Raw genomic sequence first — 25,295 nt, forward strand, 5'->3', positions numbered from 1 at the left:
TTAACTATGCTTACTTTTTTGACTCGTTGCCTTATACGGTCTAGTGTGGAGATCCCAAACATTTACACAACGGTTCCGAAGAAGTGTCCTATCATCGCAGTGATAGCCATTGCAAAAGCACCCCAAAATGTAATACGGAGTGCTGCTTTTCCAATACTAGCACCACCTGCAATTGCTGAAAGTATTCCAAGAGAAAATAAAAACAGAATAGAGGCCATGGATACAACCAGTGACAGGTGAGACATCGGGGATATAACAACAACCAAAAGTGGGAGTGCCGCGCCTGCCGCGAAAGTGATGGCGGAGGAGAAAGCCGCTTGGATTGGGCGCGCTTTATGAATTTCGGTGATACCCAACTCATCGCGTGCGTGACTGCCTAAGGCATCATGTTTCGTCAGTGCTATGGCAACTTGTTTGGCCAGATCGGTTGGCAGACCACGTTCGACATAAATTTGTTCCAGCTCTTTAAGTTCAAATTCAGGATCGGTCTCTAGTTCGATCACTTCGCGGGCCAGATCTGCGGCCTCGGTATCTGCTTGCGAACTTACTGAAACGTATTCACCCGCTGCCATCGATAAGGCTCCTGCGGCTAGCCCAGCAACGCCGCTGACAAAAATATTTTCATAAGAAGCATTAGCAGAAGCGACACCAACAATTAAACTTGCAGTTGAGACGATACCATCATTGGCTCCCAAAACGGCAGCTCTTAACCAGCCTATGTTGGTGGTTTTGTGTTTTTCAGACTGGGCATGCAAGCTCATATTCATCCTTTTTCGATAAAATTTTCTGCGTTATCTTTTATTAATTGTTTATCATCTTTGAGCAGTTGGGAAGCTGGATGAAAATATTTTTTAATGACACATCAGGCGTCTGTCGCTGAACGATTCGTATACTTTCTGGCCCATTTTCGTGAACTTGGCAGAACTGAAAAAAGTAGATTAAGTAAAATACGTCTGGGAATAAAACGGCGCAGATAATAAAAATTTTTCGCGTCCAGAGTCGCAGGAATCCAAAGGGGTGGATTTTTATTATCTATGACTTTCAAGATCCTTACGGCCACATCTTTTGGGGAAGTCAGGCTCAGCTTCATTAGTCTTTCGATAAACGGCGTCATGTACTGGTAGTAGTCTGCATAAACTCCTTCAATATCATTTCCAGGGTTAGATAAAACCGAATACTTTACATTTAAAAATGATTTTGAATGGACAAATCCGGTCTGTATTAAGCTTACATTTATGCCGAGCGGCTTTAACTCATACCAAAGAGCTTCACTCAAACCTTCAAGTGCATATTTCGAAGCACTGTAGGATCCCATGGTCGGCATGGCTAACATGCCACTTACAGAAGAAACATTTATTATTTTACCGCTTCCGAGTTTTCTCATGTGCGGGAGCACTGCCCTGATTAAACCTACGGGCCCGAAATAATTTGTAGCAAATTGATGTTGTTCCTCGTCGGCACTCATGTGCTCAACAACGGCCCGGTAACTTACGCCCGCATTGTTAATGAGAATATTTATACCCGACCAGCGAGCAGCAATTTCAGCTACTAAATTTTTTCTCTGCGATTCGTTGATGACATCTAATTCACGAATTATAAATCGTTCATTTTCTGTAAATCTTGATTTCAGAAATGAAATTGAACTTGCACGCGCGGTAATAACTACACGATACACAGTCTTTTCGTAAAGATTGTCAGCTAATGCCAGGCCAATACCCGAACCACAACCGGTCACTAGGACTACAGGGTCATTCTTCATGTTTTAATTATAACACAATAATGAACTGGCCCAGTTGTTTAGAGAATGAATTTCTATGCGATCATGATGCATTACAGATCGATCACAAAGATTCTCAGCTATATACGACAGGAGCGATCTGAGAAAATATAATGTTAGGTGTTCTTATATAAGTGTGTTATCTATCCGATACGTTATTAGCTAGTTAGAGTTTTTTGTTCATTCTGTTCAACTCCTCCGATTTAGCGCTCAAGCCTGTAGGAGGTAAAAAATGAGTACAAAACTATATATTGGCAATCTGCCATATTCTGCAACTGATCAATCACTTGGTGATAAATTTTCTGAATGCGGAACAGTAACATCTTCAAAAGTAATTATGGACCGTGATTCGGGACGCAGCAAAGGTTTCGCCTTTGTTGAAATGTCGTCTTCGGCTGAAGCGCAAAACACAATTAATCGCTTCAACGGCACAGATTTAGACGGCCGTTCGATCAGCGTAGCTGTGGCAAAGCCCATGGTTCCGCGCACAGATCGTCGTTCATACTAATTAAAATAAGTTTTTCTATTTTAAAGTCGATTCAAAAGATCGACTTTTTATTTTTTAGAAATAGGGAGCCTCTGTGAACCCGCAAGTCATTTCGTTTAATTGTCTTCTGAAAAATCGAGCTGGCCTGGTTATCAGTTCAACCTATAATCGCGATGTTTTAACAATGCCCTCTGTTAATGATATTCACCTACTAGGTCTTGCAAAAGGCATGGAAAATCTCAAAAAAGGTGAAAAAAGAAAAATTTCTATTTCAGCGGCAGAAGCCTATGGATTCTACGATCCAAAAAAAATTATACTTTATCCTGTCCAAAAATTACCTAAAGGCATTCGTGTTGGTCAAACAGTGACCATAACCGGAAAAAGCGGAGTATTAAGAACGTACACTATTGTACAGTTTCATAAGGACATGGTCAGCTTGGACGGCAATCATCCCTTAGCGGGGCAAGATCTGATTTTTGAAATTGAAGTTCTAGACGCACGAGCGGCAACCACAGAAGAAATGAATCATGCCTATAACAGCTTAGGTACACAGACTTTGCATTAAAATCTGAAAAAGTAAAACTCCTGGCCTTACACTTAATTTCTATTCAGTCGTGATTTTAAAAATAGAAACTCATTCTCCACAAATTTCATGTCACAATTTTTTTGAAATTCTTCAAAAAATTTTTCAGGATTAAAGTCATTCATTCTATTTTTTTGAGACATCAAATCTTGAAATCTGGGTAACTTGTATTCAGGGCTTAGTTTTTTTAATGTCGCAACTCCTATGGTGTAGTCGATTAATGACCACTCATATTCAGCGAGTAATTTATTTTTATCGAGCGCATCTTGGATTAACTGCTCTGAAATTTTTCTGAGTTTATACTTTAAAATTAAATCACGCAGTTTCAAATGGTCTGGCACCGGATGTGAAGCCAGGATAGTGGTGCTGCGATAAAAATCTTCGGCAGACTCTGAAGCCAGGGCCAGGGTTCTTGAGAAATTGAGCACATAAGTGTCGAAGTATGTACTTTGCTCGAGAGCCCGATTAATGAGCTCTCTGGCAACAGAAAATTTTCCAAGCTGTTCATAGACAATGGCCGCGTAAAGCAAGGGAGCCGAATTATTACGGTCTTCAGAATAGACTTCGGTAAGTAGTTTTAATGCCAAATCATGATTCAGCGGAACTTTGGTTTTTAGGCCGATTAAGAGATTTGCCGAAGCCAGTGCGTAAAAAAATTTTTCGCTCTTACTTTGAATTTGAGTTAAATCTGCAGCTGCGTTGGCAATATAAAACCATTCTCCGACGCTGCTGCGAAGAGCCTGCTTAAGTCTTTTTTGGTATTGCGTATAGTTCTCACCGGCGAAAAGTTCATGCTCAACTTTTTCAAGGCAGTCGGAGCCGGCTGCGAAATTGGCGACAGTCGCCGATGCAGAACTTATCGGTGTTTGTAAGTTTCCGGTGGCGACTTCTGAATCTTTGACTAAAGGATTGACGGTGAGTGGCTGTGAAAAGGGAGCTTGCTGTTGGCCAGTAGAATTTTTTTCTAAAAATCGATACGCCAGAAAGCCGCAAACCAAAACAAGCGACGCCAGAGATATACGGTGTTTAAATGAGACAGTAGCTTTCGACATATCTAAAGACTAATTGATGCTAAAGGTTAAAACAAGATGACATGTGGTGGCTGCCAGTAACGCTGCTAATTATTTTGACGAGCTGTATCTTTTCAGCTGGCGATCAACTTGTTTTCAGTTGATTGGTGATTTAACGGGGCGGACTGATTCTTGCTGTAAATGTGAAATGACAATAGGTAAGTTTATTCTCGCTGGAGGTCATATGCCTGAAGTTTCGTTATCGACCCGATTACGGGAGTCATCGATGACTGCACATAAAAATGCTGAAGGTTCATCGTTTATTCAAAATTTATTTCAAGGAAAATGCTCGCCTGAAAAATATGCCCAGTACCTGTGGGCTCTGCGTGAAGTTTATCAGACATTAGAAGCTGCAATGACGGCCCATAAAAAACAACCTCAAGTGAGCTATTTGTTTTATCCGGAGCTCTTTCGCACAGAGCCCCTGAACAATGATTTAAAATTTTGGTCCCAGGGCGAACTAAGCGGTGCACTTAAAATGTCTGTCGATGATTATAAAGATCACCTAGTGCGGCTTCAGCAATCAAAACCTTATTTACTTGTCAGTCACGCCTATGTTCGCTATATGGGAGATCTTTCGGGCGGGCAAATCCTAGGAAAGATCCTAAGTAAGCGTTTTCCCGAGGGAAAAGGGTTAAATTTTTACAATTATGATTTTTCTGATTTTACTGAGCGAAAAAACGTGTATCGTTCCCAGTTAGATTTTATCGGTGAGCAGGTACCACAGTTTGCAGATGAGCTTTGCCGCGAGGCAATCACCGCATTTAAATTGAATGAAAGAATTTTTGAATCATTAAACTAAAATGAAAAAAGCTGTGTTTCTAACTTTAGGATTAGGTATGGTCGGTGTCGGAATAGTTGGCGCGTTTTTGCCGGTATTGCCATCGACCATCTTTTTTATCCTGGCGGCGTACTGTTTCGGTCGCAGTTCGCAACGTCTGGAGCAATGGCTGTTGCAGCACCCGCGCTTCGGAAAAACTCTGCGCACCTGGAGAGAACACCGCGCGATGACAGCCGGAAGTAAAAACCTGGCGTTTGCGGGAATGTCTCTCGGAATTATTTTGTTAATGGTTTCAGAGGCACCACTTGCAGTAAAGGTGCTCGGCGGTCTGGTGATCGTCGGCAGTGCCGTCTATGTTGGTCGCCTACCGACTGTGAGCCACAGATAAATTCAAATTGATTACTCAATATAATCCGCTTGCATAATTATTCTACGCAACACTTCTTCCGGCACGAACATATAACCGTTTTCACAGCGCACTTTGTATTTGCTGTCGCATTCAGGTCCCCATGAATTTTTTAAGATATATTCACATTTGCCGGTGCGAGGATTGTACTGGCGGCCAGCAAGCGTGATCGCGTGAATCGGTTGGCGTTTAACGCGTGCGTTTCTGAATTCGTACAGTGATTCCATGCTCAAGGTCAGTGAAAGCGGTTTACCCGAATTTAAAACGCTGTCTAATTGGTTAAACTGAGTAGAGTTAATGACACCATCTTTACGATCTGAGCCGTAAATATTTTTGAAACGCATTGGTGTTTCGGGTTTGATGCGCGGTTCGCAGGCGATATCAGCCACGTTGGTGCCGACGTTCATGACCGTACTTTTATTGGCTGTGTCCTGCAGTTCGCGCATGCTCACGCCCGGGAACACACGTTGAATTTTTGCAAACTTGGCACAATCTGATCCATTCGCCGTATCGAGACTGTATTCTTTAAGTGCGAGCTGATTTAGATTCACCAGACTGTTGATCATGTCTTTGTCATTGGTGAAATCATTTGAATTTACTTTTTCTTCTGAGCAAAAGCCAGCTTCCTGGGCGTAAGGAAGTGCATATCTGACCCAGCCACCGTGATCAACATCGTCAGACCGTTCACTGCTGACTTTGTTTAAGTAATTTCTGCCTTCAGCATTATACATTAAGCGGTCGTGGCGTTTGGTGTACTGCAGTGCAATGTCTACGGCAGAAACTTGTTTTCCCAGTTTATGTGAAATCAAGTCGGCTGCTGTATAGGCATAACAGTAACCGGCACCATCCTGGTTTAGCACCGGGCCAAGTTGCGATCGTAAATCAATATTCTGGCATGACCCGGCAGCAAAAACCGATTCAGCAGCGGCAAGCAGGCCGACGACGATCAAAGATTTCATTCGTCACCGCCTTGCAGATCGCGTAAGAAGCCAGTTGAGACAAAATTTGTCTGATCGGCATTAAAACAAAGGTCAATGTAAGAAGTTTTTTTACCTTTAAATTCGATGTCGACAATGCGTGATTTAAAATTTAACTCATTGCAAATCTGTCCGCCCGGCGAACCGATCATAGCATCTTCGATTTCAATATTTTTAGTTTTCAAAGCTTTGGCAAAATCGCAGCCGTCAGCACATTTTTTCGAATAGTATTGGCTGTACTCATTCTTACAAACTTCAGCTTCAAAAGAGGTAACTTTACCACCGGCTTTATAGCTGATCTTTGCCAATCCACACTCGTCCGTGCCAGCTGCAAACAGAGAAATTGAAAAACACATAATAAAAAAATTTACGATAATTTTCATTTAATTATGGTAGGTTTTTTTTCAATAAAAGAGAACTGCACCTAGGCCGTCGATAGTCCAGTATTTTAAACTTTTTTTTATTGGTCTACCTCTCGAAACGCATTCATTTTAAAATTGTATCTGTGAAAAACAAAATACTTTTTCTGAGTCTATTTTTTGCCGGGCAAGTTTCCCAGGCTGTAATTAATCCACTGAGTGGTGAGCTGAGTTTAAATCCGATTGATCTTCAGACCAAAGATGTTTTGACGCCGTTTAAAATACAGCGCTATTACAGCAATAAGCGTAAAAGTTTCGGTTTGTTCGGCAATAACTGGTGCTCGCAGATTGAGGAATCAGTTGTGCGCACTACAAAAGGTTTAGAAATCAGAACCTGCGGGCAGACAACCGGCAGTGTTTTTATCAAAGCTGATGGCGCTTTTGTTAATGCGCTGGGTACCGAAGTAATGCAGGAACTTCCGAACAGTGTCGGTTTTATCCGAATTGCCGCTGACAATATTTTTGCATACAACGAACAGGGTTTGCTCAGCATGATTGCGCATAAAGGCCAGCCTGAAAAGCCTTACCTGCGTATTTTTCACAGCAAACACGGATTAATCGACCGGGTTGTCCATAACGGCAAAGATCACTATATGTTTACTTTTAAAAAGACCGATAAGCTTATTGAAAAAATTGAAGGCCCTACAAAAGTAAAAGTAATGTACGAATACGACAAAAAAGGCAATTTGATCAAAGTTGAAAATGCCTGGGCAAAAAAAATGTCTTATAGTTACGACGAAAGTGGCCGTATGTCTTCATTCGTGTTGCCGAATGGTGATAAACACACCATCACTTACGACGGTAAACTTGATGCGATAGCTAAAATTCAGGATCAGAACCAGTGCGGTTATGAATTTTCTTACCAGGCCGATATTAATTCGGCAAAATTAGAAACCACCGTAAAAGATCTCTGTAAAAAAACGACGAAAAAATTTTCCAGCTCCAGTTCGCCGCTTTTTTCTAAAAACCGTGTCGATACGGCGGCCTTGTACCGGACTCCGGCCGCTATTAGCCCGGATTTGTTAAAAGATGAAAAGGGTTGGAACAAGATTAAAACTAAAACCGCTGTCTGGGATTATCAGGTCGACCAGCTCGGCAATGTAACGCAAATTAAAAAGACACTGGTGGCTGACAACAGTAAAACAACGGTTTTCACTAAGTACAATAATCAGCGTTTGGTCGAGCTCTCTATCGCCGGAGTAAGTAAAGTTAATTTTAACTACAAGAATGGAAAGCTCGATTCAATGGATTCAGGTGCGAATGCCAATACTCCGGATCGCTTCGAGGCATTTGCTGTGTACACTGAATTTTTATTGGCCAAAAACGGGGTAAACAATGAATAGAAAAAATCTGATTATTTTTGTATTAGCTGTTTCGATGTTACAGGCTCCGAAAGCACAGGCAGGTTTGTTCGATTCACTAGGTGCAAAAATTGCGGCGATCGGGCTACTTTTTGCCGGCTTATTTAAGATTACGAGCGCTTCGAGAGGTTCAAATCAGTCCAGCGGTGCTGATGGTTCAGTCTTGGCAAGTGATCCGAATGAATATTCAAGGGGAAGAGATCTTGATGATGAGCCGCTGCGGGCAGAATGTATTCCGCGTACGACTTCACACCGCTGTTCATATCTGGAAAGCGATGTTGTTGTGGCAAATACCTGCGTAAACCCGGTCAATGTGGCTAATAACGGGATGGGTAATTCTAACGGCGTAAGTACCGGCCAGTAGATTAATCTTGTAAAGAAATTCGGTATGAGCCGCTAAATCTCATGCCCTGATCGACGGCTTTGCCATCGATGCGGATCACTTCTAAAGATTGTAAGCTTACGTCAAACACGCGGGTACGCATTTTGTCTGTGTGCAAGGTAATTTCCTGAGAAAATTGAGTTAAATCCAAAAATACGCGGTCCAACAACGCTGTCGCTTCGGTATTGGTGATCGCAAGGCTTGCTTCAATATTTTCGTAACTGATCACATGGCCGTTATTCTTAAAAACCTGTTTTTCAGAAAGCGCAAAGGGCACTAAAGCCATTTTGCCTTCTAAGCGAATACAGACCAGGGTATCAACTTGTAGTTTTAACGTCGTCACCGCAACTTCTTTAACTGTTAAACGAAAAGCTCGGGTTCCGGTATCGCCGCCTTCTTTACAGCGGGCCACAGAGCCGTTGGGTAAAACGTCTGAATTGACCTTTGGCATCGCGTGCGCTGATGTTACTGATAATAAAAGTGCGATTGTGATTAAAAAATTTGTTGCCATTTAATACCCCATAAAATTAGAAACTCGATAGGTTAAAAATAGCTGATTTCGCATTGAAAACACAATGCGAAATTGCAGTTGTACCAATGGGAACAAAGCGTTAGAAGCCATAGCGGCGAGCCATGTCCCAGATTTGGCACGTTTCAACGTTTTGTTACTTAACTTTCAGAGCCTGATCCATATCAAAAAGCGGCGCATTGGGATCAGCATAGTTCTTATAATCACCTTCACGGTCGGTAAATGGTGGAAAAGTCGCATTGATCGGGCCAAGCACATCAACGGTCGAACCCGAGAACGCCAGCATGCGGTTCTGACTTAAGCAGCTTGAAGAAACATTATCTAAGTGAAGAGGTTTTAAAGCATATTTCAGGTTATTTCCCGCGGCTGGGTCAAAATCCGGATAGAGTTTTTCTCCGCCGCCGGCCGGCTCCAGAAGTAAGGCATAATTTTGATTAGCCATAACCGCATAAAGGCCGCGCACTGGATACATGCCGTGCGACCCTTTGGCCGCCACTGCTTTTAGGCGGCCGTTTTCGGTAATAATTTTGTTCCAGTTCACAAACACGCGGCCGGTGTCCCAGCTCTGCACTACGTTCTTCTTTGAATCCAGTAGCGCCATCGTCTGAGATGGTAAATGGGCGCCGTAGAAAGTATGTAACGGACGTTTTGTAGAAGCACGTAAAACGACAGTCACACTTTCGCGGTCAAAAATATGCGCAGCCATCACAGATTTATCCTGGGTGCCATTTTTAGAATCGAAGGCGTAGAACATGTGGTAGTTGATATAAATTTCGTTCCACTGTTTGTTTTCAAAAACTGAATAATAAATTGTTAAATGGTTTTTACCTGAACGCAGCTTCAGGCGTGTTTTGGTATCATCACTTAGATTTGATTTTAACACCGCTTCCTGATGACCATAGTACGGAAAAATCTGATCGATTTCTCCGAAGGTAAATTCGTGGTTGATGCCATATTTTTTTCCAAATAGGCTTCCGATCAAGCCGGTCGAATTTTTGCTGATATTGGTGTTTAACGTGGTTAAGCGAAACGGCTCAGCAGCCAACTGGGGATCAACATCAACTTTGTTGAAAATATATTCCAGCGAAGCCGGGTAGTACATTTCATCCGGACTCATCTCGATCACTGGCGCGAACTGAGCTGCCAGAGCTTCTTTTTCCTGAAGTGATAAAGTATTTTCTGCTTTGTTTAACGCAAAAACTTTTTGTTTCCAGAAAACCTTGCCGTCTTTAGAGAGTTCAACGTGATAAAGACCGCCATAGGTTACCGGGATCTGTAAGTTGTATGGTTCAGATTCGACTGGCCCGACTGAAACTTCGTGATTAGTCAGAGATTTTCTTCCGTCGCGGTCTAAAATTTTAGTTTCGGTGTACGTAACTTTATAATCATAACCGGGAGAGCTAAGGTTGAAATACTTTTCAAAATTATCCAGGCGGACAACGATTCTGTCAGACGATGTCTGCAACACATTAAATAATGGTGGATGTTTTTCTGAGACCGGGCACTGGCCGACATCATTTGGCAGGCGGCTAGAGCTATCAAAAGAGGTACACGACGACGCTAATAAGCAGAAAGAAAGTATAAGTTTTTTCATACCTTCAGTATCTCAAACGTTTTTTAAATTAAAAGACTAGGTTTGGCTGGTCTTACGACTTAAGTCTGGCAATAAAACTTAGATTGCGCCCGCTGGTTTGCCGGTCACGGCGGTACGAGTGCAGGCGCGGGTCTGAAACGGTATCAAGAGCTAATTCATGCAGGTGATAAGGGATCGAAACAGAGTCGATCTGTTTTCTGACGATGGCTTTTAAATCAATGTAGTATTTATTTTCTTTGGCAGTAAAGACTGCTGTATCCGGATTTTGTGTATGCAGCAGATATACTTTTTCTAACTGTTCTTTTACGTCAAGATCGACTTCAAAACTTTTTTGCAGAATATGCGGCCCGATGAAAATCTCGGCTTCGTTCAGTTTTGCCGTAAGCAAAGACTTTGCGGTGAGTTGATTTTCTACGCCCCGCCAGCCGGCATGGATTGCGACAAGCAGTTGTTGGGATTTGCTAAAAGCAAGTATTGGCAGGCAGTCTGCGGTTTTAACCACCAATCCTACACCGGCTTCTGTCGTATAATGGGCATCGGCAACTATTTCCTGTGATTCGGGTTTTGAAGTTACACAGATATCGGTGTGTTTTTGGTGGACGGTGCGAAACTCAATATCTGGATAGGATTGTTTAAGCTTATCGAGGGTCGCGTTGTTCTTGCCGAAAAAGATCATATGATTGTCTTGTACAAGAAAAAAACCTAAGTCAGATTCAGTAAAGCTCATACGATAAAGCCCCACGATTTAATTTTTTCTAGATCAGCGCGCGGCCAATCGATCATAAATTTCATCGGTTCTTTGGTTTTTGGATGCGTAAATCCAAGTTCAGCTGCGTGTAGGTAAAAGCGGGAAACACCGTGCTCTTTGGCCTTTTTGGCCGAGTAGCCGTAGGTAAGGTCGCCGACCAGAGGGTGACCCAGTTCTGACATATGCACACGGATCTGGTGGGTGCGGCCGGTCTCAAGCTGCACGCGCACCAGCGATTTTGACTGTGAACTTTGTAAAGTTTGATAATGAGTGACCGCCCATTTGCCTTTTTCAAAAGTTTCATCGAATTCAGTAACAATCCGGTTATTCAAACGTACCGAGGCAAATTTTTTGCGGTCATTCGGGTGCCGGGCAAGATAACTTTGAATCGTGCCTTTTCCCACGCGCGGACGACCGTCGACCACGGCATAGTAAATACGGTGAGTGGTTTTATTTTTAAACTGGATAGATAAGTTGTCATGCGCCTGGTCGTTTTTAGCGACAACGAGTAAACCACTGGTTTCTTTGTCGATACGATGGACGATACCGGGGCGTTCTTCGTTTTTCATTGAAAGATTTTTGGTGTGATGAAGAAGGGCATTGACCAGCGTGTTTTGTTCGTGACCTGCAGACGGGTGAACAACCAGCCCGGCCGGTTTGTTAATAACAATCACATCGTTGTCTTCAAAGAGAATATCTAACTTATAGTCGTACGGAACAAGTTCAGTCGGTTTTACTTCGGGGATAATAATATCAATACTATCCGCTTCTTTCAGCGCGTAAGAAGCTTTGGTGCGTTCGCCGTTAATCGCGATATAGCCTTTTTCAATCATGTTTTGCGCGAAACTGCGCGTAGAAATAATGTCTTTAAAGAAACTCTCGTCGACCAGAACTTTATCAAGTCTTGACCCGGCGTATTCGGCCGGAACTTTGTATGTAATGTTATTTAGTTTTTTGTTGCTCAAGTTTTGACTTGTAAATCTTCATGTAAGATTCAGCAACTTGTTTTTCGTTAAGTCCTAGAGTTTTCGCAAACTGTGTCACGTAACCGCGAACAAATACCGGAGCCGGTAAGTTTTCTGGCTCCATTCTTTCTAAAGCGGCTAAATACCAAGGGTTAACTTTGGTTTTTTCGTGAAGAAGCTCTAAAGAATACTTTTTGTATTCACGAACTTTTTTAAGAAAATCCCCGTCCCACTGATCACAAGATTCGATTTCAGTTTCTAAACTCTGATCTTTTTCATAGGCAGGTTTTTCAGTTTCTGAAGCTTCAATTGGAGCAGTTGTAAGCAGACTGTTCTCATTAAAAAGTTCAGTGCTGGCTTTTTTCACAGCATCTAAAGAAAGATCTGATGCTGAATATGATTTTGATAATAAACGTTTTTCGTAAATATTGCGGTAGTTTTGGTTGCTTAGTACCGAATACGCCTCTTCAATAAGATCGCGTAGGGCTGCGGCTTCTGCTTCAGTAAATACACTGTATAAAGCCGCATTTTGAGCAGAGTAAGTTCTTTTTGCTTTTTCGTAGGCCACAGTAATCTCGTGTTGAGTTGCTGTGTTTGAAACTTCTAAAATTTCGTAATAATTATTTTTCGAATCTGTGCTCATCTTAAATTATGATACGGCCCGTAGTTCACTCGGATCAATCAAATGTTTACAGATTTTGTAAAAATCATGACAGACCTCGGAATACGGCATTAATGCAAAAACATTTTGCAAATTCGATGTGCTCATAAAAGTCGATTGCCACACAGCATTATCAAAGCGAATCGGAGCGGAAAAGCGCACATTGATATCGTGCTTTTTGAATAAAACCGACTCAAAGGATTTTCCTAGGGCCTGATGTTGCTGTGAACGGCAGAAATTCACCAAAAGGTGTAAATTTTTCGTGTTACCATCAAAGGCGACATACTGTTCGATGAAAGAATACGTCTTTTCGATCGAAGTTGGTTCGCAGTTGGTAACAATAAAATTGCGGCCGGCATAGGCCATTAAACTAAAATTAGCTTTTTGAGCGCCGGGGCCGAGGTCGAAAATTATTACATCATAGTGCAATTTTTTAAGCTGCTGTAACAGGGAATCCACTTTAAAGGTGGATAGTTCTTGGCCTAATTGCGGAACAATAAAGCCGGGAATAAAATCTAAATTCGAAAACGGAGAACGCATAATCATATCGCTGCAGTTTTCTGCCGAAGCCAAACCATCAACGATCGATTTTTTAAATTCTTTAAGTCCTAAAACGGTGTGCAGATTTGCGCCGGATATGTCGAAGTCGACTAACAAAACTTTTTTTCTTAATTTTGCTAAACTGATTCCAAGGCCAGAGGCTACAAATGTTTTACCTACGCCACCTTTACCGCTAGCAACACACCAAATTTCCGACATTTTGCATACTCCCGAAGATACTACAGAGGTTGATACTTGATTCCGTTCAGGTTCTCTTCGGCTTCGGATGCGCGCAAATAAAGAGGTAAAAGTTTAGACCAATGAAAAAATTTATTTTCTAGACTGGCGATGTGACCGACAGCAACCGCTGTCGGATAGTCGTGAACATTTTCATTGCGGATAAGTTTGCCCGCACAATTTTTTGTTAAGTAAGTTTCATAGGAAGAAAACGCATCACCAACAAATAAAATCGGTGCGCTAATAAACGAATTTAATTCCTGTACCCGCACAACCTGCGGAGGTCTTGTTTCAACGAGAGAATTATTTTCTACTTTATATGTAGCAATATAGACCATGTTTTTAAAAGCATTGATCGCGCAGGCGATTTCGCCGCCGGATAAGGAAAGCGCCAGATCGCGGTTTAAAAAAGCCAGACTTTTTAAACTATCAACGCCGGCCATAGTTTTAGCAAAAATCTCAGAAAAAGTTTTAATGGTGTTAAAACTGATACGAATGCCGGTAAAACTCCCGGGCCCAAGTCCAGTTACGAAGTGATCGAAATCGCTTAAGCTAAGCTTTGCTTCAGCCAGACAGTCCTGAACTAAGATATTTAAGGATTCCGCGTGCGATCCCTGACGAAACAGCGACTTTTGTGAAAGTAGCTGGCCATCTTTATGAATGGCCACACTTCCTAGTAAAGTGCTGGTTTCGCAGGATAAAATGATCATAATTACGATTTAAAAATAAACTTAGTAAAGTCGTTAAATAACGCCAGCACCATTAAACCCATTAACAGGGCAAAACCGATTTGGTGGGCGATTTCTAATTTTCTTCCGCTAAGCGGTGAACCTTTCACGATTTCAATAGCATAAAACACTAAGTGTCCGCCATCTAAAACCGGAACCGGTAATAAGTTTAAGATGAATAAACTAATTGATAAAATACCCATCGTCATTAAGAACTGCTGCACACCCATCGCGTAAGCATCACTTGCTGCTTTGCCGATTGAGATCATGCCTCCGATATTTTTATGCGATACTTCGCCCTGAAATAGACGCACAAACGACATCACCGTCATCACCGAAATATCCCAAGAGCGGTCAAAGCCTTTAACTGTTGCGGCGATCAAAGAATCGTCTTTAACGGTTACCACTTCGGGCTGGGCGATGTTCATCATTGGCATAATACCAATTGTGAAGCGCTTGTCTTCTTTACCCATGCTGGTCATTTGTGATGTAACTTGCGGGGTAATTTTCTTGATGATTTCAGTGCCTTCACGTGAGATTTTAAATTCTAAAGCTTCTTTGCCGTCGTAGCTTTTAATGGTCGTTAATACGTTTTCCCAGGCCGTCATCTCCTGGCCATTAATAGCCACGATCTTATCATGCTTCTGTAAATCAGCCTGAGCAGCAGGTGAACCTGGAACGATTTGTTCAAGGTAAAGCTCGGTGTTGTCGATGCCTAGGTCTGCAACAGATGCATACGTTGTTTCCGCCGGCAGGGTCAGAGTTAAATCAACCGGAGCAGTTTTGCCGTCAGTTGTGCGCATCACTGTCAGGGTTGACGTCTGGCTCTGAGTTAAGCGGGCTAAATCAGTCCATGACTGAACTTTGCGGTCAGCAATTTTAGAGATTTCGTCTCCGGTGCGTAGACCGGCTTTGAAGGCCACAGAATCCGGTTTAACTGCGATTAAGCTGCCTTTGGTGTACGGTAAAACACCGGTAATCGAGCCGATAGTTTTAGTGCCGGCAAAAATATTCGGGTTATCAGCAGTGGTCACCTGCGCAGTCACGGTGCGCGGTTGTTCGCCGTCTTGTTGCACCTGAATCTGTGCGGATTGGTTTTTTACTGTGTTTAAGGCATTTTGAAATTCTTCGTAACTTCTGACTTTGATGTCGTTAACGGCTAAGACCAGATCTTGTGATTTTAATCCTGCCGCTTCGGCTGGAGAACCGGCAGTTACTTCCGAGATACGAGCAGCGCGGGTTTCTTCGCCGGTGTAAGCGATAAAACCAAACACCAGCACGGCAAATAAGAAATTCATCAGTGGGCCGGCAAAAACAATAGCAATACGCTGCCATACGGTTTTGTGCGTGTAAGACACTTTACGGTCTTCGGCCGATAAGCTTTCGGCATCAGTTGATTGTTCGCCGAACATCTTAACGTATCCGCCCAACGGAACAATTGAGATACAGTAAGTGGTGTAACCTTTTTTAAAACTTAAGATTTTTTTACCAAAGCCCAATGAAAACACTTCAACACGAACACCGCAGGCACGGGCAACTAAGAAGTGGCCTAATTCGTGGACGAAAACCAGGATCCCTAAAAGAATAATGAATGGCAAAACGTTAGAATAGAGAAAGCCCAAAATACTGAATAAATACGTCATGTAAAAACCCTCGTGGTTTAAAGCAATATTTTAGCATTATATAAACTATTAAGTAACTAGATGTGCAGACTTAAGACCAAAGACTATGATAATTCGCAGCAAAATAAAACAAAGGTGAAGCTAAAAGCACGCCATCGATTCGATCTAAGACACCACCATGGCCCGGCATGATCGTTCCTGAGTCTTTAACACCAGAAACTCGTTTAACCAGAGATTCGAAAAAATCACCAATCTGGCCTAGTAAACCACCGAAAAAGCCGCAGGCTAATAACACCGGCAGGGCAACATCTGTCAGAATAAATGAAAACGCATAAGCTGTTAAAGTCGAAAAGATCAAACCGCCGATGGCACCCTCGACACTTTTTTTAGGGGATAGTGTCGGAGCCACTTTTTTGTTACCCAGGGTAACACCGAACAAGTAAGCACCGATATCGCCGGCAAACACCACCGCCAGCAAACAGAAAAACCAGTGCATACCGTGTTGCGAGTAGACTAAACCGCTGACGATTGCCGGAATAACTGCGGTATAAACGGTACCGAATGCTGACTGTGAAACATAGTCAAAAATAGCCTGCAAATCGTTGAACTTTTTATGAAACAGGATGGCGACAGCGATGCTGGCAACAAAACTTAACAGCACAAAAAACATCTGAAAGTCTTTATTGGCCACCAAAGTTAACAGTAAAAAGGTAGCCAGATTAATTACCACAAACGCATGCGTCGCAAACTTAGGGTAGTGCGCTTTAAAGACCATACGGGCGATTTCATAAGAACCGCGCAGTGATGCAAACAGGATTAAGGCATAGATTCCTTTTTCGTTAAAAAAATAAACCATTGAAACCAAAATACTTAAAGCAACGACTGCCGAAAGAGTTCTAGAAATTAAGTTCGGCATTTTTGTTTTTTTCTTTTTTGTTAAATAGAGTTTTTAGAACACCTTCGATGCGGCCAAAACGACGATTACGGTTTTTGAAATCAGTCAGGGCAGTGTTGAAGTCATTTTCTTTAAAGTCAGGCCACAAGATAGGGCTGAAATACAATTCGCTGTACGAGGCCTGCCACATTAAAAAGTTTGATAAGCGGTATTCACCGCTGGTGCGGATAATTAGATCCGGGTCTGGGCAATGAGACGTCATTAAACGTTTATTGATCATCTCTTCGTTGATTTCGTTAACCGTGATGACGCCGTCTTTAAGATCGGTCGCGATAGCCTGAACAGCGCCGACCATTTCCTGGCGGGATCCGTAACTGATAGCAAACGTCAGCTTCAGTCCCGAACAATGCGCTGTTTTAACTTTGGCCTCATTAATCAGTTTTCTGACATTAGCCGGAACTTTGGATAAATCACCAATCGTGTGAAACTGAATATTCTTTTTAATGAGGTTTTCGGTTTCGCGGATTAAATAGCGCTCCATTAGTTTCATCAGTACAGAAACTTCTTCCTGCGGACGAAACCAGTTTTCAGAGCTGAAAGCGTATAAAGTTAAGTGTGGTAATTCTAAATTCGCAGCATGCGTGATAATTTTTTTTGCGACACGCACGCCCTTAACATGCCCGTAGGTACGGGGACGGCCGCGCAGCTGTGCCCAGCGACCGTTTCCATCCATAATAATTGCGACATGTTTGATTTGCGACATCAGTAAAATAAGCCTTAGATTGTAAGGATTGATTTTTCTTTTTCGTCAGCTAACTGATCAACTTTTTTAATCGTGTCGTCAGTTAATTTTTGAATGTCTGCTTCGCCTTTTTTAGCTTCATCTTCAGAAACGGCTTTATCTTTTAAAAGTTTTTTAACTTCTTCGTTGGCATCACGGCGGATTAAACGAACAGCAACACGCGCATCTTCAGCGATCTTTTTAACTTGCTTAGCTAAGTCTTTACGGCGCTCTTCGGTTAAAGCAGGTACTTTTAAACGAATAACTTTACCGTCATTGATCGGCGCCATACCGATATCAGATTTAACGATACCCATTTCGATTTCTTTAAGGATTGAAGTCTCCCAAGGAGCGATTAAGAACGTTGTCGCATCCGGAGTTGAAACAGAAGCTACCTGGTTTAATGGAGCCAAATTTCCGTAGTAATTTACGCGTACGGCATCAAGCATAGAAACCTGAGCTTTACCTGTGCGAACTTTTTTTAACTCTTCAACCAGCGAGTTAACTGCTTTTTCCATTTTCGCTTTTGCATTTGTTTTTGAAGTTTCGATCATAAATTTCTCCGTTTACTTAAGTATTTAAACAATAAACTAATTTAAACTGCACTCTTTATTTTACGATAGTGCCGATATTCTCACCTGATACGGCTTTTAAGATGTTGCCTGATTTAGCCAAGTCGAACGTCATAATAGGTAATTTGTTATCCATACAAAGGCTGATCGCCGTTGAATCCATAACCTGTAAACCTTGTTTTAAGACTTCGATGTAGCTGATTTCATCGTATTTTTTAGCATCAGCGTGCTTTTTAGGGTCTTTGTCGTAGATGCCATCAACTTTAGTCGCTTTCATGATAACTTCGGCGTTGATTTCCATCGCACGTAATGAAGCGGCAGTATCCGTTGTGAAGTATGGATTACCAGTACCGGCACCAAAGATCACTAAGCGGCCTTTTTCAAGGTGGCGAATAGCGCGGCGACGGATGTAAGGTTCTGCGATTTCGGCCATTTCGATTGCTGATTGTACGCGAGTCGGAATTCCTGCTTTTTCAAATGCGTCTTGTAAAGCTAAGGCGTTGATACAAGTTGCAAGCATTCCCATGTAATCAGAACTTGCACGATCCATACCTTGTGCCGAAGCGGCAACACCGCGGAAGATATTACCACCACCGATAACAACACCGATTTGTACACCGGTATCAAATGCCGCTTTAACGTCCTGGGCGATTTGCGCGATCACTTGCGCGTTGATTCCTGTTCCCTGGGCGCCGGCTAAGGCCTCGCCACTCAGTTTTAGCAAGATACGTTTGAAGACAGGTTTTTTCACAAGTAGATCCTTTCAGTGATGTGGATGATTAAGTTCGGCAAAAAAAAAGCCCTCCGAAGAGAGCTTTTTTTATTCTGCAAGATCTTAGTGACCTTGCATTGATGCAACTTCAGCTGCGAAGTCGTTCACTTTTTTCTCGATACCAGCGCCTAACTCAAAACGTGTGAAACGTTTGATAGTTAATTCGCCGCCAGCTTTTTTACCTGCTTCTTTAGCGTAAGCAGAGATTGTTAAGTCTGGATTTTTTACGAACGCTTGGTCTACTAAGCAGTTCTCAGCTAAGAATTTACGGATTTGACCTTCAACGATTTTTTCGATCATTTCAGGTTTTTTGCCCGATTCTAAGTTCTTTTGTTTTAAGATTTCTTTTTCTTTAGCCACTGTTTCTGGGTTCATATCAGCAGAAGATAAAGCCATTGGGTTCATCGCAGCGATATGTAAGCAAACGTCAGAAGCAAAAGTTTTGGCATCAGCAGAAGAAGCTACAGCAGCTGTAGAGCCTTGTACTTCAATCATTACGCCGATTTTGCCTTCACCGTGGATGTAGGTGTGAACTAAGCCTGTGTCGTTAGTAGTGTACTTTTCAGTACGGCGGATAACGATATTTTCACCGATTGTAGCGATCGCGTTTTTAAGAGCGTCACCAACAGTAGCGCCTTTGAATGGCTGAGTTAATAAATCACCTGTCGAGTTAGAAGCGATCACGTGATCAACAACTTCGTTAACGAAAGCTTTAAAGCCATCATTACGAGCTACGAAGTCTGTTTCAGAGTTAACTTCAACAACTGCAGCAGTTTTACCAGAAGTTTTCGCTGCAACAGTACCTTCAGCGGCAACACGGTCAGCTTTTTTAGCAGCTGCAGATAAACCTTTTACGCGTAACCATTCAACGGCAGCGTTAAAGTCACCTTTAGATTCTTCTAAAGCTTTTTTACAATCCATCATACCCGCGTTTGTTTTTTCACGCAGTTCTTTAACCATTGATGCAGAGATAGACATGCTTTTCTCCTTACTTATGACATCAGCTGAGATTACTCAGCTGAATCATCCTTTTTCTCTTCGTTTAATTCTGCTTCGATTTCAACTAGATCAGCTGTACCAGCTGCAACTAATTTACGAGATTTGTTGGCTTTAACAACTGATGGGCCAGCAGATTTAGCTGCTGCCGCTGGAGCGGCTTTATCACCTTTAGGGCCTGGAGCACGAGGACCACGTTTAGCTGGAGCTTCAGTAGCTGCAGCTGCTTCTTTGTTGTCAGAAGCTTTATCAGTCATAGTGCGGGCTTTTTGTTCCCAAACTTTAGCACCTTCAATGTAAGCGTCAGCGATTAAGTTAGAGAATAATTTGATAGAACGGATAGCATCGTCGTTACCTGGGATTGGGAAATCAACTAATTCTGGATCAGAGTTAGTATCAGCAATCGCAACAACTTTGATACCTAATTTTTTCGCTTCTAATACAGCGATGTGTTCTTTAGGAAGATCAACTACGAACATAACCGCAGGAATCTGCTTCATTTCGCGGATACCTTCTAAGTACTCAGTTAAACGGATGTATTCGTTATCTAAACCAGCGCGCTCTTTCTTAGTTAAAAGATTGAAATCGCCTGATTCTTTCATTTTGTCGATTTTACGTAAACGGTCGATAGATTGTTTGATCGTTTCGAAGTTAGTTAACATACCACCTAACCAACGTTTAGTAACAAAGTATTGGCCAGATTTTTTTGCAGCTTCTTGGATTGGTTCGATAGCTTGTTTTTTAGTACCAACCATGATCATTGTGCCACCGTCAGCAGCGATTTGTTTTACAAATTCAGCAGCTTGGTTAGCGCGAACAACTGTTTTTTGAAGATCGATGATATGGATTCCACCGCGAGCTGTATAAACATACGGTTTCATTTTTGGGTTCCAGCGTTGTGTTTGGTGACCAAAGTGTACGCCAGCGTCTAACATTTCTTTCATGGTAACTTGTGCCATGTATTACTTCCTTTTTTTCTGGTTAAGCCTCCGGGTGGCAGAGCTCGTGCAGTTGGACTGCATAGATTCGCTAGAATCTATTTTTGCGAGTGTTTCCGATGCAACCAATTTAAGCATCAGACCAGGTATTACCATCCCGTGTGTTTTAGTGAGGATCAGAGATAGCAAACCAAAGGGGGGTAAGGCAAGCGGGAAATCCTTATTTTTAGGACTTATAGACCAGTTTAATTGCAGGACAACTGAAATTTCCTCTATTATAGTCTAACCCATGAAAAACAGTCTACTTTTAGCAATCACATTCGCGCTGGCTTTGGTGCCCGCACAGGCCAAAAACCTATCTTTTGAAACTTACAAACAAAAGCCCAAATTAGTGGTGGTTGTCGTGATCGATCAGTTTCGTTCAGACTTCTTAAGTCGCTATCAGAAAGACTTCTTACCGGCATCAGCTTTGGGTTTTAACCATATGATGAGCACGGGCGCTTATTTTGCGCAAAGCACGTACGGGATTTTGCAGGCGATGACTTGCCCGGGGCATGCGATGATTTTAACGGGTTCATACCCGGCGCAGACCAGTATTCAGATCAACGAGTGGTATGATATTAAAAATAAAAAACGCGCCTACTGTGCCGATGATGCAGAGTTTGGGCTGTCTCCACGCCGTTTAAAAACCACCACGTATGGCGATGAAATCAAAAATATTTATCCCGACAGCAAAGTATTTACCGTTTCGTTAAAAGACCGCTCGGCGATTTTCTTAGGCGGGCACAGAGCAGATATGGCTTTGTGGTATGAATATAAACCGAATGAGTGGGTAACGACTAAATACTACAACGACGGAAAAACACCTAAGTGGTTAGAAAAAATCAACGCCAAACAAAAAACTCAAGGTGATCTGGAAGCGAAAAATCTTGAAGCTTCAAAGCGCGGTGTGGAAGCAACGATGGATGTGGCGATTACGGCATTAGTTGAAGAAAAACTGGGGCAACGTAATACGAATGGCCCTGATGTTTTAGGTGTGAGTCTGTCGAATCACGATATCTTAGGTCACAAAGAAGGACCGGATTCACCGAATTTAAAAACCTTAACATTATTTGAAGATAAAATGTTGGCCAAACTTTTTACCGTGTTAAAGCAGAAAAATCTTTTAGATAAAACTGTGGTTGTATTAACGGCCGATCACGGCATTCCGCCGGCTGGTGAAATCTTACGCGCAGGCAAAATCGCCACTGGCGAATTAGACTTTTTAGCGGCCATTAAACAGGCCAATGAAAAACTCTCAAAAGAATTCGGCTCAAGCGGAAGCTCAGGTTGGATCGAAGGGGTATTTGCTTCGCATGTGTATTTAAACCGCACCCGTTTGGCCGAGAAAAAAATTGATGCTGCTAAAGCGCAGGAGCTGGCCAAAGAAGTATTTGCGCAGCTTCCGGGAATTTATAAAGTACTTACCCGTGAACAGATTATGAAAGCACAGATTCCGTATTTGGATTTACGTTTTCCGGCAGAAAATAGTTTTGTTGATGATGTGGCCGGGGATTTAATTTTAGTGCCGGAGCCATTTTATGCGCAAAAAACCGGGGCCACCGTAAATCATATGACCAACTGGAACTATGACAACTCGGTGCCGGTGATTATGTGGGGTCCGAAATGGTTTAGCGCCGGAGTTTACGCAGGCTCGCGCATTGTTGATATTGCGCCGACGCTGTCATTTATCTCAGGAGTATTGCCGCCGGCCAAAGCTAGCGGCCGGGTTTTAGACGAAGCTTTTAAAAACAAAAACTAGACTAACAATTCATGGGTTAACGGTAAAAAATTAATCCATGTGGATTGTCGCACGTTTAATAGTCTTAGTTGGTGGATTTTATCTTCGTTATTTAAGGTTTAATCGTAACCGTTTTAATTTTAATCAAAGTATCGGTACACTTGCCTATGCGGTTCACGAAGGTAAACATAAAGGCCGAGTAGTCAGTTATTGGCTGGCGGTTGCGATTGAAAGCGATGCCGTGTTTAAAATCCAGAGAGAAAATCAGTGGAATAAATTGTTAAAAGATATCGGATTTGCCGCTGAACTTCAGACCGGTGATATAGCTTTTGATGGGCAGTATTACATTGGTTCAGATCACTTTCATTTTAATCAGGCTTTGCGGAGTGACCCTGTTATTCGTAAGCTAATTCACGATATCATTGTAACCTGCGATAATATTAAATTTATCGAATGTGATGGAAGATCGCTTTTTGTTGAAAGCAAGACAACTGTTCCGCAAACTGAGCGTGTTGTTCAGATGTTGCATAGCCTGGCTGAAAAAATTAAACCAATCTCGCAGACTTCAAAATTTCAAGCTTATAAAGATCCGTTTATTGCGAAGTTGTTAATTTTTGAATCGGTCATATTAGCTTTGACCTTATATGCAGTTGAAGCGTTGTTTGAGCATGTAATTCAAGATCAATATGTTTTAGATAGTCCGTGGAAAATCTTTTTGCCAGGGATATTCGTCGGGTTATCCATTGTCGGAATTCTGTTGGCTGTTTTTTATAAATATTTCCGTGAATCCGCGCGCGGACATATTGTAATGATTGGTAATTTTTTATTTTTGCTTTTTGGGTCACCGTTCTGGGGCACTAAAACGTTTGTCGATTTAAATCAGCTGTTAGATCAATCGCCAGTGAGTATTCAGCGTTTGCAGATTACCCATAAAGAGGTGCGCGTGCATCGCAGCCGTAAAGGTGGACGCAGTTATACTTATCACTGGCATTATAATGAGCCGAATAGCAGCCGTGGAATCGAATCGCTTAAAGTTACTCAGGATGTTTATAACTCAGCAGAAGTAGGCGATAATGTCGAAATCAAAATCCGCAACGGTGCCTTTGATTATCCGTACCGAATTTCTATTAATAATATCGAATTATAACAGGGTTAATAACAAAGCGATTACTGCCGGCATCGCCTGAATGTAGAGAATCTTTTTTGATGCGGTCATGGCACCGTAAACCCCGGCGATCACAACACACATCAAGAAAAACTGACGTAGTTGCTGGGCGAATTCGGGATTTGTGTGAAAGAACGCCCATAATAAACCGGCCGCTAAAAAGCCGTTATACAGGCCTTGGTTAGCAGCCAGGGTTTTAGATTGTTCAGCGAATTCTTTGGTTAAGCGGAAGGTTTTAAGGCCCACTGGCGTGGTCCACAAAAACATTTCAAGCACCAGAAAGTAAATGTGCAATGCTGCGATCAACAATACTAATGCTTGAATGATTGTGTTTATAATTCCGCCTGTGTTTGAGTTTCTTCGTTTTGTTCAGCTTGTTCTTCAGCAAAGTTAGCGTTGGCCATCTGGAAGCCGCCAAAGCCTAAAGAAGCTAATGTCATTTGTGATTGTAACAACGAACCTAATAAATTCGGATACTGATTCATAGAAGCTGAGGCGATCCACAGGTTATTTACTTTGTGTAAGGTCCCGTTTGAATTCATTTTTAATTCGCCGCCGGTTAACGGTGGGCTCATAAAAATTCTTTCGGCTTTAATCGCTTCAGACATTTCCGGGAATGCGCGTTTAATCTGACGTTTCATTTTCTTTAACACTTCGCCGACATTTTCGGTTTCTTCAGCGGTTGTTAAATCGATAAAGCTGATCCATTGCGAGATTTGTTGCGCTTTTTGGGTCGGTGACACCTCAGCTGCTACAGCCGGTAAAAAGCGGCCCGCGCATGGTCCGATGCCATCATCAGTTGTGCCATCAAGAACGAATAAGCCTTCTTGTTCTGTCGTTAAATCCTGGTGGAATAAATCTAAGCAGATCGCCATCCAGTAAGAATCTTTTTTAAGTTTAGCCTTGGCGCGGGCATTTAACACATCATCTGGCATGATTAACGCTAAATCACGCACCGGTCCTGCGTAGATAAAATTATTGGCGTAGTAGTTTTTAGAGCCGTTCACAACCACATGTGTTAATTGCGGATCAGCTTTTGAGCCTTCTTCTTGTTCAGCAAAACCGAATTTAGTTACATGCGAACGCATTAATGTTTCACCTTGGTATTTATTTTTCAATAACTCCATGATCTGGTGAACCGGTAAAGTTAATTCTAACTCTTTTGGATTTAAAAAATAAGAAAACTGATCGTAGAACGCCGGAGATTTGTCGCCGAAGCCAACGAACGATTTAAAACCTGAGGCATCGTACGTTTGCGGGTGGTTTTCTTTTTCAGATTTAATTAATTTTAAACCTAACAGGTTTTCCATTTGTTCAACGGCTTTAACCGAAAGATCAGTGGCCGGCAAAAAGCGTAAACCCGCATCGATCACATTTCCGTTTAACATGGCCTGACGATTTGATCCGCCGGTGAAAGCTTCGGCTTCGATCAATAACACGTTTTGTGTTTCTTGAGAAACTTGAGTTGCAATTGTTTGGCCGGTTAAGCCGCTTCCAATGATGATATAATCGTAGATGTGCATACCAAT

The 25,295-nt window shown here is 42.2% G+C and carries 29 protein-coding genes; 8 read left to right on the forward strand and 21 right to left on the reverse strand.

The annotated features are described in order from the left end of the window. Positions 1-62: 62 nt before the first annotated feature. A complete protein-coding gene (locus AC04MM_RS05560; protein WP_475379336.1) occupies positions 63-761 on the reverse strand; it encodes a VIT1/CCC1 transporter family protein in 699 nt (232 codons plus the stop codon). A 101-nt stretch (positions 762-862) separates the two neighbouring features. Then, the gene (locus AC04MM_RS05565; RefSeq protein ID WP_475379337.1) at positions 863-1,759 is read right to left on the reverse strand and encodes an SDR family oxidoreductase; all 897 of its coding nucleotides are present in this window, start codon (positions 1,757-1,759) and stop codon (positions 863-865) included. Positions 1,760-2,009: 250 nt separating this feature from the next. On the opposite strand from AC04MM_RS05565, the gene AC04MM_RS05570 reads away from it, so the two are divergent. Both AC04MM_RS05570 and AC04MM_RS05575 read left to right on the forward strand, forming a co-directional pair. Next, positions 2,010-2,285: an RNA recognition motif domain-containing protein gene (locus AC04MM_RS05570; RefSeq protein WP_475379338.1), complete on the forward strand. Its 276-nt coding sequence runs from the start codon at positions 2,010-2,012 to the stop codon at positions 2,283-2,285. Between the two features lie 73 nt (positions 2,286-2,358). Beyond that, entirely contained in the window at positions 2,359-2,829 is a 471-nt protein-coding gene (locus tag AC04MM_RS05575) for an FKBP-type peptidyl-prolyl cis-trans isomerase (RefSeq protein ID WP_475379339.1), read from the forward strand. Positions 2,830-2,861: 32 nt separating this feature from the next. On the opposite strand, the gene AC04MM_RS05580 is transcribed toward AC04MM_RS05575, so the two are convergent. After that, positions 2,862-3,899: a tetratricopeptide repeat protein gene (locus AC04MM_RS05580; protein WP_475379340.1), complete on the reverse strand. Its 1,038-nt coding sequence runs from the start codon at positions 3,897-3,899 to the stop codon at positions 2,862-2,864. Positions 3,900-4,101: 202 nt separating this feature from the next. Between AC04MM_RS05580 and AC04MM_RS05585 the strand changes: the two genes are divergently transcribed. Together AC04MM_RS05585 and AC04MM_RS05590 are read left to right on the forward strand one after the other, a co-directional pair. Continuing rightward, the gene (locus AC04MM_RS05585; protein WP_475379341.1) at positions 4,102-4,719 is read left to right on the forward strand and encodes a biliverdin-producing heme oxygenase; all 618 of its coding nucleotides are present in this window, start codon (positions 4,102-4,104) and stop codon (positions 4,717-4,719) included. 1 nt (position 4,720) lies between these two features. Next, positions 4,721-5,086: a YbaN family protein gene (locus AC04MM_RS05590; RefSeq protein WP_475379342.1), complete on the forward strand. Its 366-nt coding sequence runs from the start codon at positions 4,721-4,723 to the stop codon at positions 5,084-5,086. An 11-nt stretch (positions 5,087-5,097) separates the two neighbouring features. Here AC04MM_RS05590 and AC04MM_RS05595 read toward each other — a convergent pair whose 3' ends face one another. Further along, a complete protein-coding gene (locus tag AC04MM_RS05595) occupies positions 5,098-6,063 on the reverse strand; it encodes a C1 family peptidase (RefSeq protein WP_475379343.1) in 966 nt (321 codons plus the stop codon). Beyond that, positions 6,060-6,464, reverse strand: coding sequence for a hypothetical protein (locus tag AC04MM_RS05600; protein WP_475379344.1), 405 nt, complete (start codon positions 6,462-6,464; stop codon positions 6,060-6,062). The genes AC04MM_RS05595 and AC04MM_RS05600 overlap by 4 nt, the downstream gene beginning before the upstream one ends. A 122-nt stretch (positions 6,465-6,586) precedes the next feature. On the opposite strand from AC04MM_RS05600, the gene AC04MM_RS05605 reads away from it, so the two are divergent. Further along, complete coding sequence (locus tag AC04MM_RS05605; protein WP_475379345.1) at positions 6,587-7,843, forward strand: DUF6531 domain-containing protein; 1,257 nt, start codon at positions 6,587-6,589, stop codon at positions 7,841-7,843. Next, the gene (locus AC04MM_RS05610) at positions 7,836-8,225 is read left to right on the forward strand and encodes a hypothetical protein (protein ID WP_475379346.1); all 390 of its coding nucleotides are present in this window, start codon (positions 7,836-7,838) and stop codon (positions 8,223-8,225) included. Before AC04MM_RS05605 ends, AC04MM_RS05610 begins: the two co-directional genes overlap by 8 nt. Before the next feature lies 1 nt (position 8,226). On the opposite strand, the gene AC04MM_RS05615 is transcribed toward AC04MM_RS05610, so the two are convergent. The 14 genes from AC04MM_RS05615 to rpsB all read right to left on the reverse strand — a co-directional run bounded on the left by AC04MM_RS05615 (position 8,227) and on the right by rpsB (position 20,842). Beyond that, on the reverse strand, positions 8,227-8,754 hold the full coding sequence (locus tag AC04MM_RS05615) for a hypothetical protein (protein WP_475379347.1): 528 nt from the start codon (positions 8,752-8,754) through the stop codon (positions 8,227-8,229). A 154-nt stretch (positions 8,755-8,908) separates the two neighbouring features. Then, positions 8,909-10,366 (reverse strand): hypothetical protein, encoded by a 1,458-nt coding sequence (locus tag AC04MM_RS05620; protein WP_475379348.1) that lies wholly within the window; start codon positions 10,364-10,366, stop codon positions 8,909-8,911. 52 nt (positions 10,367-10,418) lie between these two features. Beyond that, complete coding sequence (locus AC04MM_RS05625) at positions 10,419-11,093, reverse strand: purine nucleoside phosphorylase YfiH/LACC1 family protein (RefSeq protein ID WP_475379349.1); 675 nt, start codon at positions 11,091-11,093, stop codon at positions 10,419-10,421. Then, entirely contained in the window at positions 11,090-12,079 is a 990-nt protein-coding gene (locus tag AC04MM_RS05630) for an RluA family pseudouridine synthase (protein WP_475379350.1), read from the reverse strand. Before AC04MM_RS05630 ends, AC04MM_RS05625 begins: the two co-directional genes overlap by 4 nt. Continuing rightward, entirely contained in the window at positions 12,057-12,722 is a 666-nt protein-coding gene (locus AC04MM_RS05635) for a helix-turn-helix domain-containing protein (protein ID WP_475379351.1), read from the reverse strand. The genes AC04MM_RS05630 and AC04MM_RS05635 overlap by 23 nt, the downstream gene beginning before the upstream one ends. A gap of 6 nt (positions 12,723-12,728) precedes the next feature. Beyond that, positions 12,729-13,499 (reverse strand): AAA family ATPase, encoded by a 771-nt coding sequence (locus tag AC04MM_RS05640; RefSeq protein ID WP_475379352.1) that lies wholly within the window; start codon positions 13,497-13,499, stop codon positions 12,729-12,731. Positions 13,500-13,519: 20 nt separating this feature from the next. Then, complete coding sequence (tsaB, locus tag AC04MM_RS05645; protein WP_475379353.1) at positions 13,520-14,227, reverse strand: tRNA (adenosine(37)-N6)-threonylcarbamoyltransferase complex dimerization subunit type 1 TsaB; 708 nt, start codon at positions 14,225-14,227, stop codon at positions 13,520-13,522. Positions 14,228-14,229: 2 nt separating this feature from the next. After that, positions 14,230-15,888: an RIP metalloprotease RseP gene (rseP, locus tag AC04MM_RS05650; protein ID WP_475379354.1), complete on the reverse strand. Its 1,659-nt coding sequence runs from the start codon at positions 15,886-15,888 to the stop codon at positions 14,230-14,232. 70 nt (positions 15,889-15,958) lie between these two features. Next, complete coding sequence (locus AC04MM_RS05655) at positions 15,959-16,783, reverse strand: phosphatidate cytidylyltransferase (RefSeq protein ID WP_475379355.1); 825 nt, start codon at positions 16,781-16,783, stop codon at positions 15,959-15,961. Further along, positions 16,764-17,525, reverse strand: a complete 762-nt coding sequence (locus AC04MM_RS05660) for an isoprenyl transferase (RefSeq protein WP_475379356.1) — start codon at positions 17,523-17,525, stop codon at positions 16,764-16,766. Before AC04MM_RS05660 ends, AC04MM_RS05655 begins: the two co-directional genes overlap by 20 nt. Positions 17,526-17,539: 14 nt before the next feature. Next, positions 17,540-18,097: a ribosome recycling factor gene (frr, locus tag AC04MM_RS05665; protein WP_475379357.1), complete on the reverse strand. Its 558-nt coding sequence runs from the start codon at positions 18,095-18,097 to the stop codon at positions 17,540-17,542. 55 nt (positions 18,098-18,152) lie between these two features. After that, positions 18,153-18,866 (reverse strand): UMP kinase, encoded by a 714-nt coding sequence (gene pyrH, locus AC04MM_RS05670; RefSeq protein ID WP_475379358.1) that lies wholly within the window; start codon positions 18,864-18,866, stop codon positions 18,153-18,155. A gap of 84 nt (positions 18,867-18,950) precedes the next feature. Next, positions 18,951-19,865, reverse strand: coding sequence for a translation elongation factor Ts (gene tsf / locus AC04MM_RS05675; RefSeq protein WP_475379359.1), 915 nt, complete (start codon positions 19,863-19,865; stop codon positions 18,951-18,953). Between the two features lie 32 nt (positions 19,866-19,897). Next, positions 19,898-20,842, reverse strand: a complete 945-nt coding sequence (gene rpsB, locus AC04MM_RS05680) for a 30S ribosomal protein S2 (protein WP_475379360.1) — start codon at positions 20,840-20,842, stop codon at positions 19,898-19,900. 268 nt (positions 20,843-21,110) lie between these two features. Here rpsB and AC04MM_RS05685 point away from each other — a divergent pair, with 268 nt between their 5' ends. Continuing rightward, positions 21,111-22,622 (forward strand): alkaline phosphatase family protein, encoded by a 1,512-nt coding sequence (locus AC04MM_RS05685; RefSeq protein ID WP_475379361.1) that lies wholly within the window; start codon positions 21,111-21,113, stop codon positions 22,620-22,622. A gap of 37 nt (positions 22,623-22,659) precedes the next feature. Next, the gene (locus AC04MM_RS05690; RefSeq protein ID WP_475379362.1) at positions 22,660-23,748 is read left to right on the forward strand and encodes a hypothetical protein; all 1,089 of its coding nucleotides are present in this window, start codon (positions 22,660-22,662) and stop codon (positions 23,746-23,748) included. Here the strand turns inward: AC04MM_RS05690 and AC04MM_RS05695 are convergent. Next, complete coding sequence (locus AC04MM_RS05695) at positions 23,743-24,102, reverse strand: DUF1304 domain-containing protein (protein ID WP_475379570.1); 360 nt, start codon at positions 24,100-24,102, stop codon at positions 23,743-23,745. The genes AC04MM_RS05690 and AC04MM_RS05695 overlap by 6 nt on opposite strands. Then, positions 24,099-25,289 carry an NAD(P)-binding protein gene (locus AC04MM_RS05700; protein ID WP_475379363.1) on the reverse strand — a complete coding sequence of 397 codons (1,191 nt, stop codon included), beginning with the start codon at positions 25,287-25,289 and terminating at the stop codon, positions 24,099-24,101. Before AC04MM_RS05700 ends, AC04MM_RS05695 begins: the two co-directional genes overlap by 4 nt. Positions 25,290-25,295: the final 6 nt, after the last annotated feature.

The organism is Bdellovibrio sp. SBM16, from assembly GCF_056175625.1.

Coding starts and splice junctions, on each gene's coding strand:
- AC04MM_RS05585 (WP_475379341.1), top strand. CDS start 4,102: ATGCCTGAAGTTTCGTTATCGACCCGATTACGGGAGTCATCGATGACT.
- AC04MM_RS05690 (WP_475379362.1), top strand. CDS start 22,660: ATGTGGATTGTCGCACGTTTAATAGTCTTAGTTGGTGGATTTTATCTT.
- AC04MM_RS05625 (WP_475379349.1), bottom strand. CDS start 11,093: ATGAGCTTTACTGAATCTGACTTAGGTTTTTTTCTTGTACAAGACAAT.
- AC04MM_RS05570 (WP_475379338.1), top strand. CDS start 2,010: ATGAGTACAAAACTATATATTGGCAATCTGCCATATTCTGCAACTGAT.
- AC04MM_RS05620 (WP_475379348.1), bottom strand. CDS start 10,366: ATGAAAAAACTTATACTTTCTTTCTGCTTATTAGCGTCGTCGTGTACC.
- AC04MM_RS05590 (WP_475379342.1), top strand. CDS start 4,721: ATGAAAAAAGCTGTGTTTCTAACTTTAGGATTAGGTATGGTCGGTGTC.
- AC04MM_RS05655 (WP_475379355.1), bottom strand. CDS start 16,783: ATGCCGAACTTAATTTCTAGAACTCTTTCGGCAGTCGTTGCTTTAAGT.
- AC04MM_RS05615 (WP_475379347.1), bottom strand. CDS start 8,754: ATGGCAACAAATTTTTTAATCACAATCGCACTTTTATTATCAGTAACA.
- AC04MM_RS05660 (WP_475379356.1), bottom strand. CDS start 17,525: ATGTCGCAAATCAAACATGTCGCAATTATTATGGATGGAAACGGTCGC.
- tsaB (WP_475379353.1), bottom strand. CDS start 14,227: ATGATCATTTTATCCTGCGAAACCAGCACTTTACTAGGAAGTGTGGCC.
- AC04MM_RS05635 (WP_475379351.1), bottom strand. CDS start 12,722: ATGAGCACAGATTCGAAAAATAATTATTACGAAATTTTAGAAGTTTCA.
- AC04MM_RS05610 (WP_475379346.1), top strand. CDS start 7,836: ATGAATAGAAAAAATCTGATTATTTTTGTATTAGCTGTTTCGATGTTA.
- rpsB (WP_475379360.1), bottom strand. CDS start 20,842: ATGGCACAAGTTACCATGAAAGAAATGTTAGACGCTGGCGTACACTTT.
- AC04MM_RS05700 (WP_475379363.1), bottom strand. CDS start 25,289: ATGCACATCTACGATTATATCATCATTGGAAGCGGCTTAACCGGCCAA.
- AC04MM_RS05565 (WP_475379337.1), bottom strand. CDS start 1,759: ATGAAGAATGACCCTGTAGTCCTAGTGACCGGTTGTGGTTCGGGTATT.
- AC04MM_RS05560 (WP_475379336.1), bottom strand. CDS start 761: ATGAGCTTGCATGCCCAGTCTGAAAAACACAAAACCACCAACATAGGC.
- frr (WP_475379357.1), bottom strand. CDS start 18,097: ATGATCGAAACTTCAAAAACAAATGCAAAAGCGAAAATGGAAAAAGCA.
- AC04MM_RS05595 (WP_475379343.1), bottom strand. CDS start 6,063: ATGAAATCTTTGATCGTCGTCGGCCTGCTTGCCGCTGCTGAATCGGTT.
- AC04MM_RS05580 (WP_475379340.1), bottom strand. CDS start 3,899: ATGTCGAAAGCTACTGTCTCATTTAAACACCGTATATCTCTGGCGTCG.
- AC04MM_RS05685 (WP_475379361.1), top strand. CDS start 21,111: ATGAAAAACAGTCTACTTTTAGCAATCACATTCGCGCTGGCTTTGGTG.
- tsf (WP_475379359.1), bottom strand. CDS start 19,865: ATGTCTATCTCTGCATCAATGGTTAAAGAACTGCGTGAAAAAACAAAC.
- AC04MM_RS05600 (WP_475379344.1), bottom strand. CDS start 6,464: ATGAAAATTATCGTAAATTTTTTTATTATGTGTTTTTCAATTTCTCTG.
- AC04MM_RS05640 (WP_475379352.1), bottom strand. CDS start 13,499: ATGTCGGAAATTTGGTGTGTTGCTAGCGGTAAAGGTGGCGTAGGTAAA.
- rseP (WP_475379354.1), bottom strand. CDS start 15,888: ATGACGTATTTATTCAGTATTTTGGGCTTTCTCTATTCTAACGTTTTG.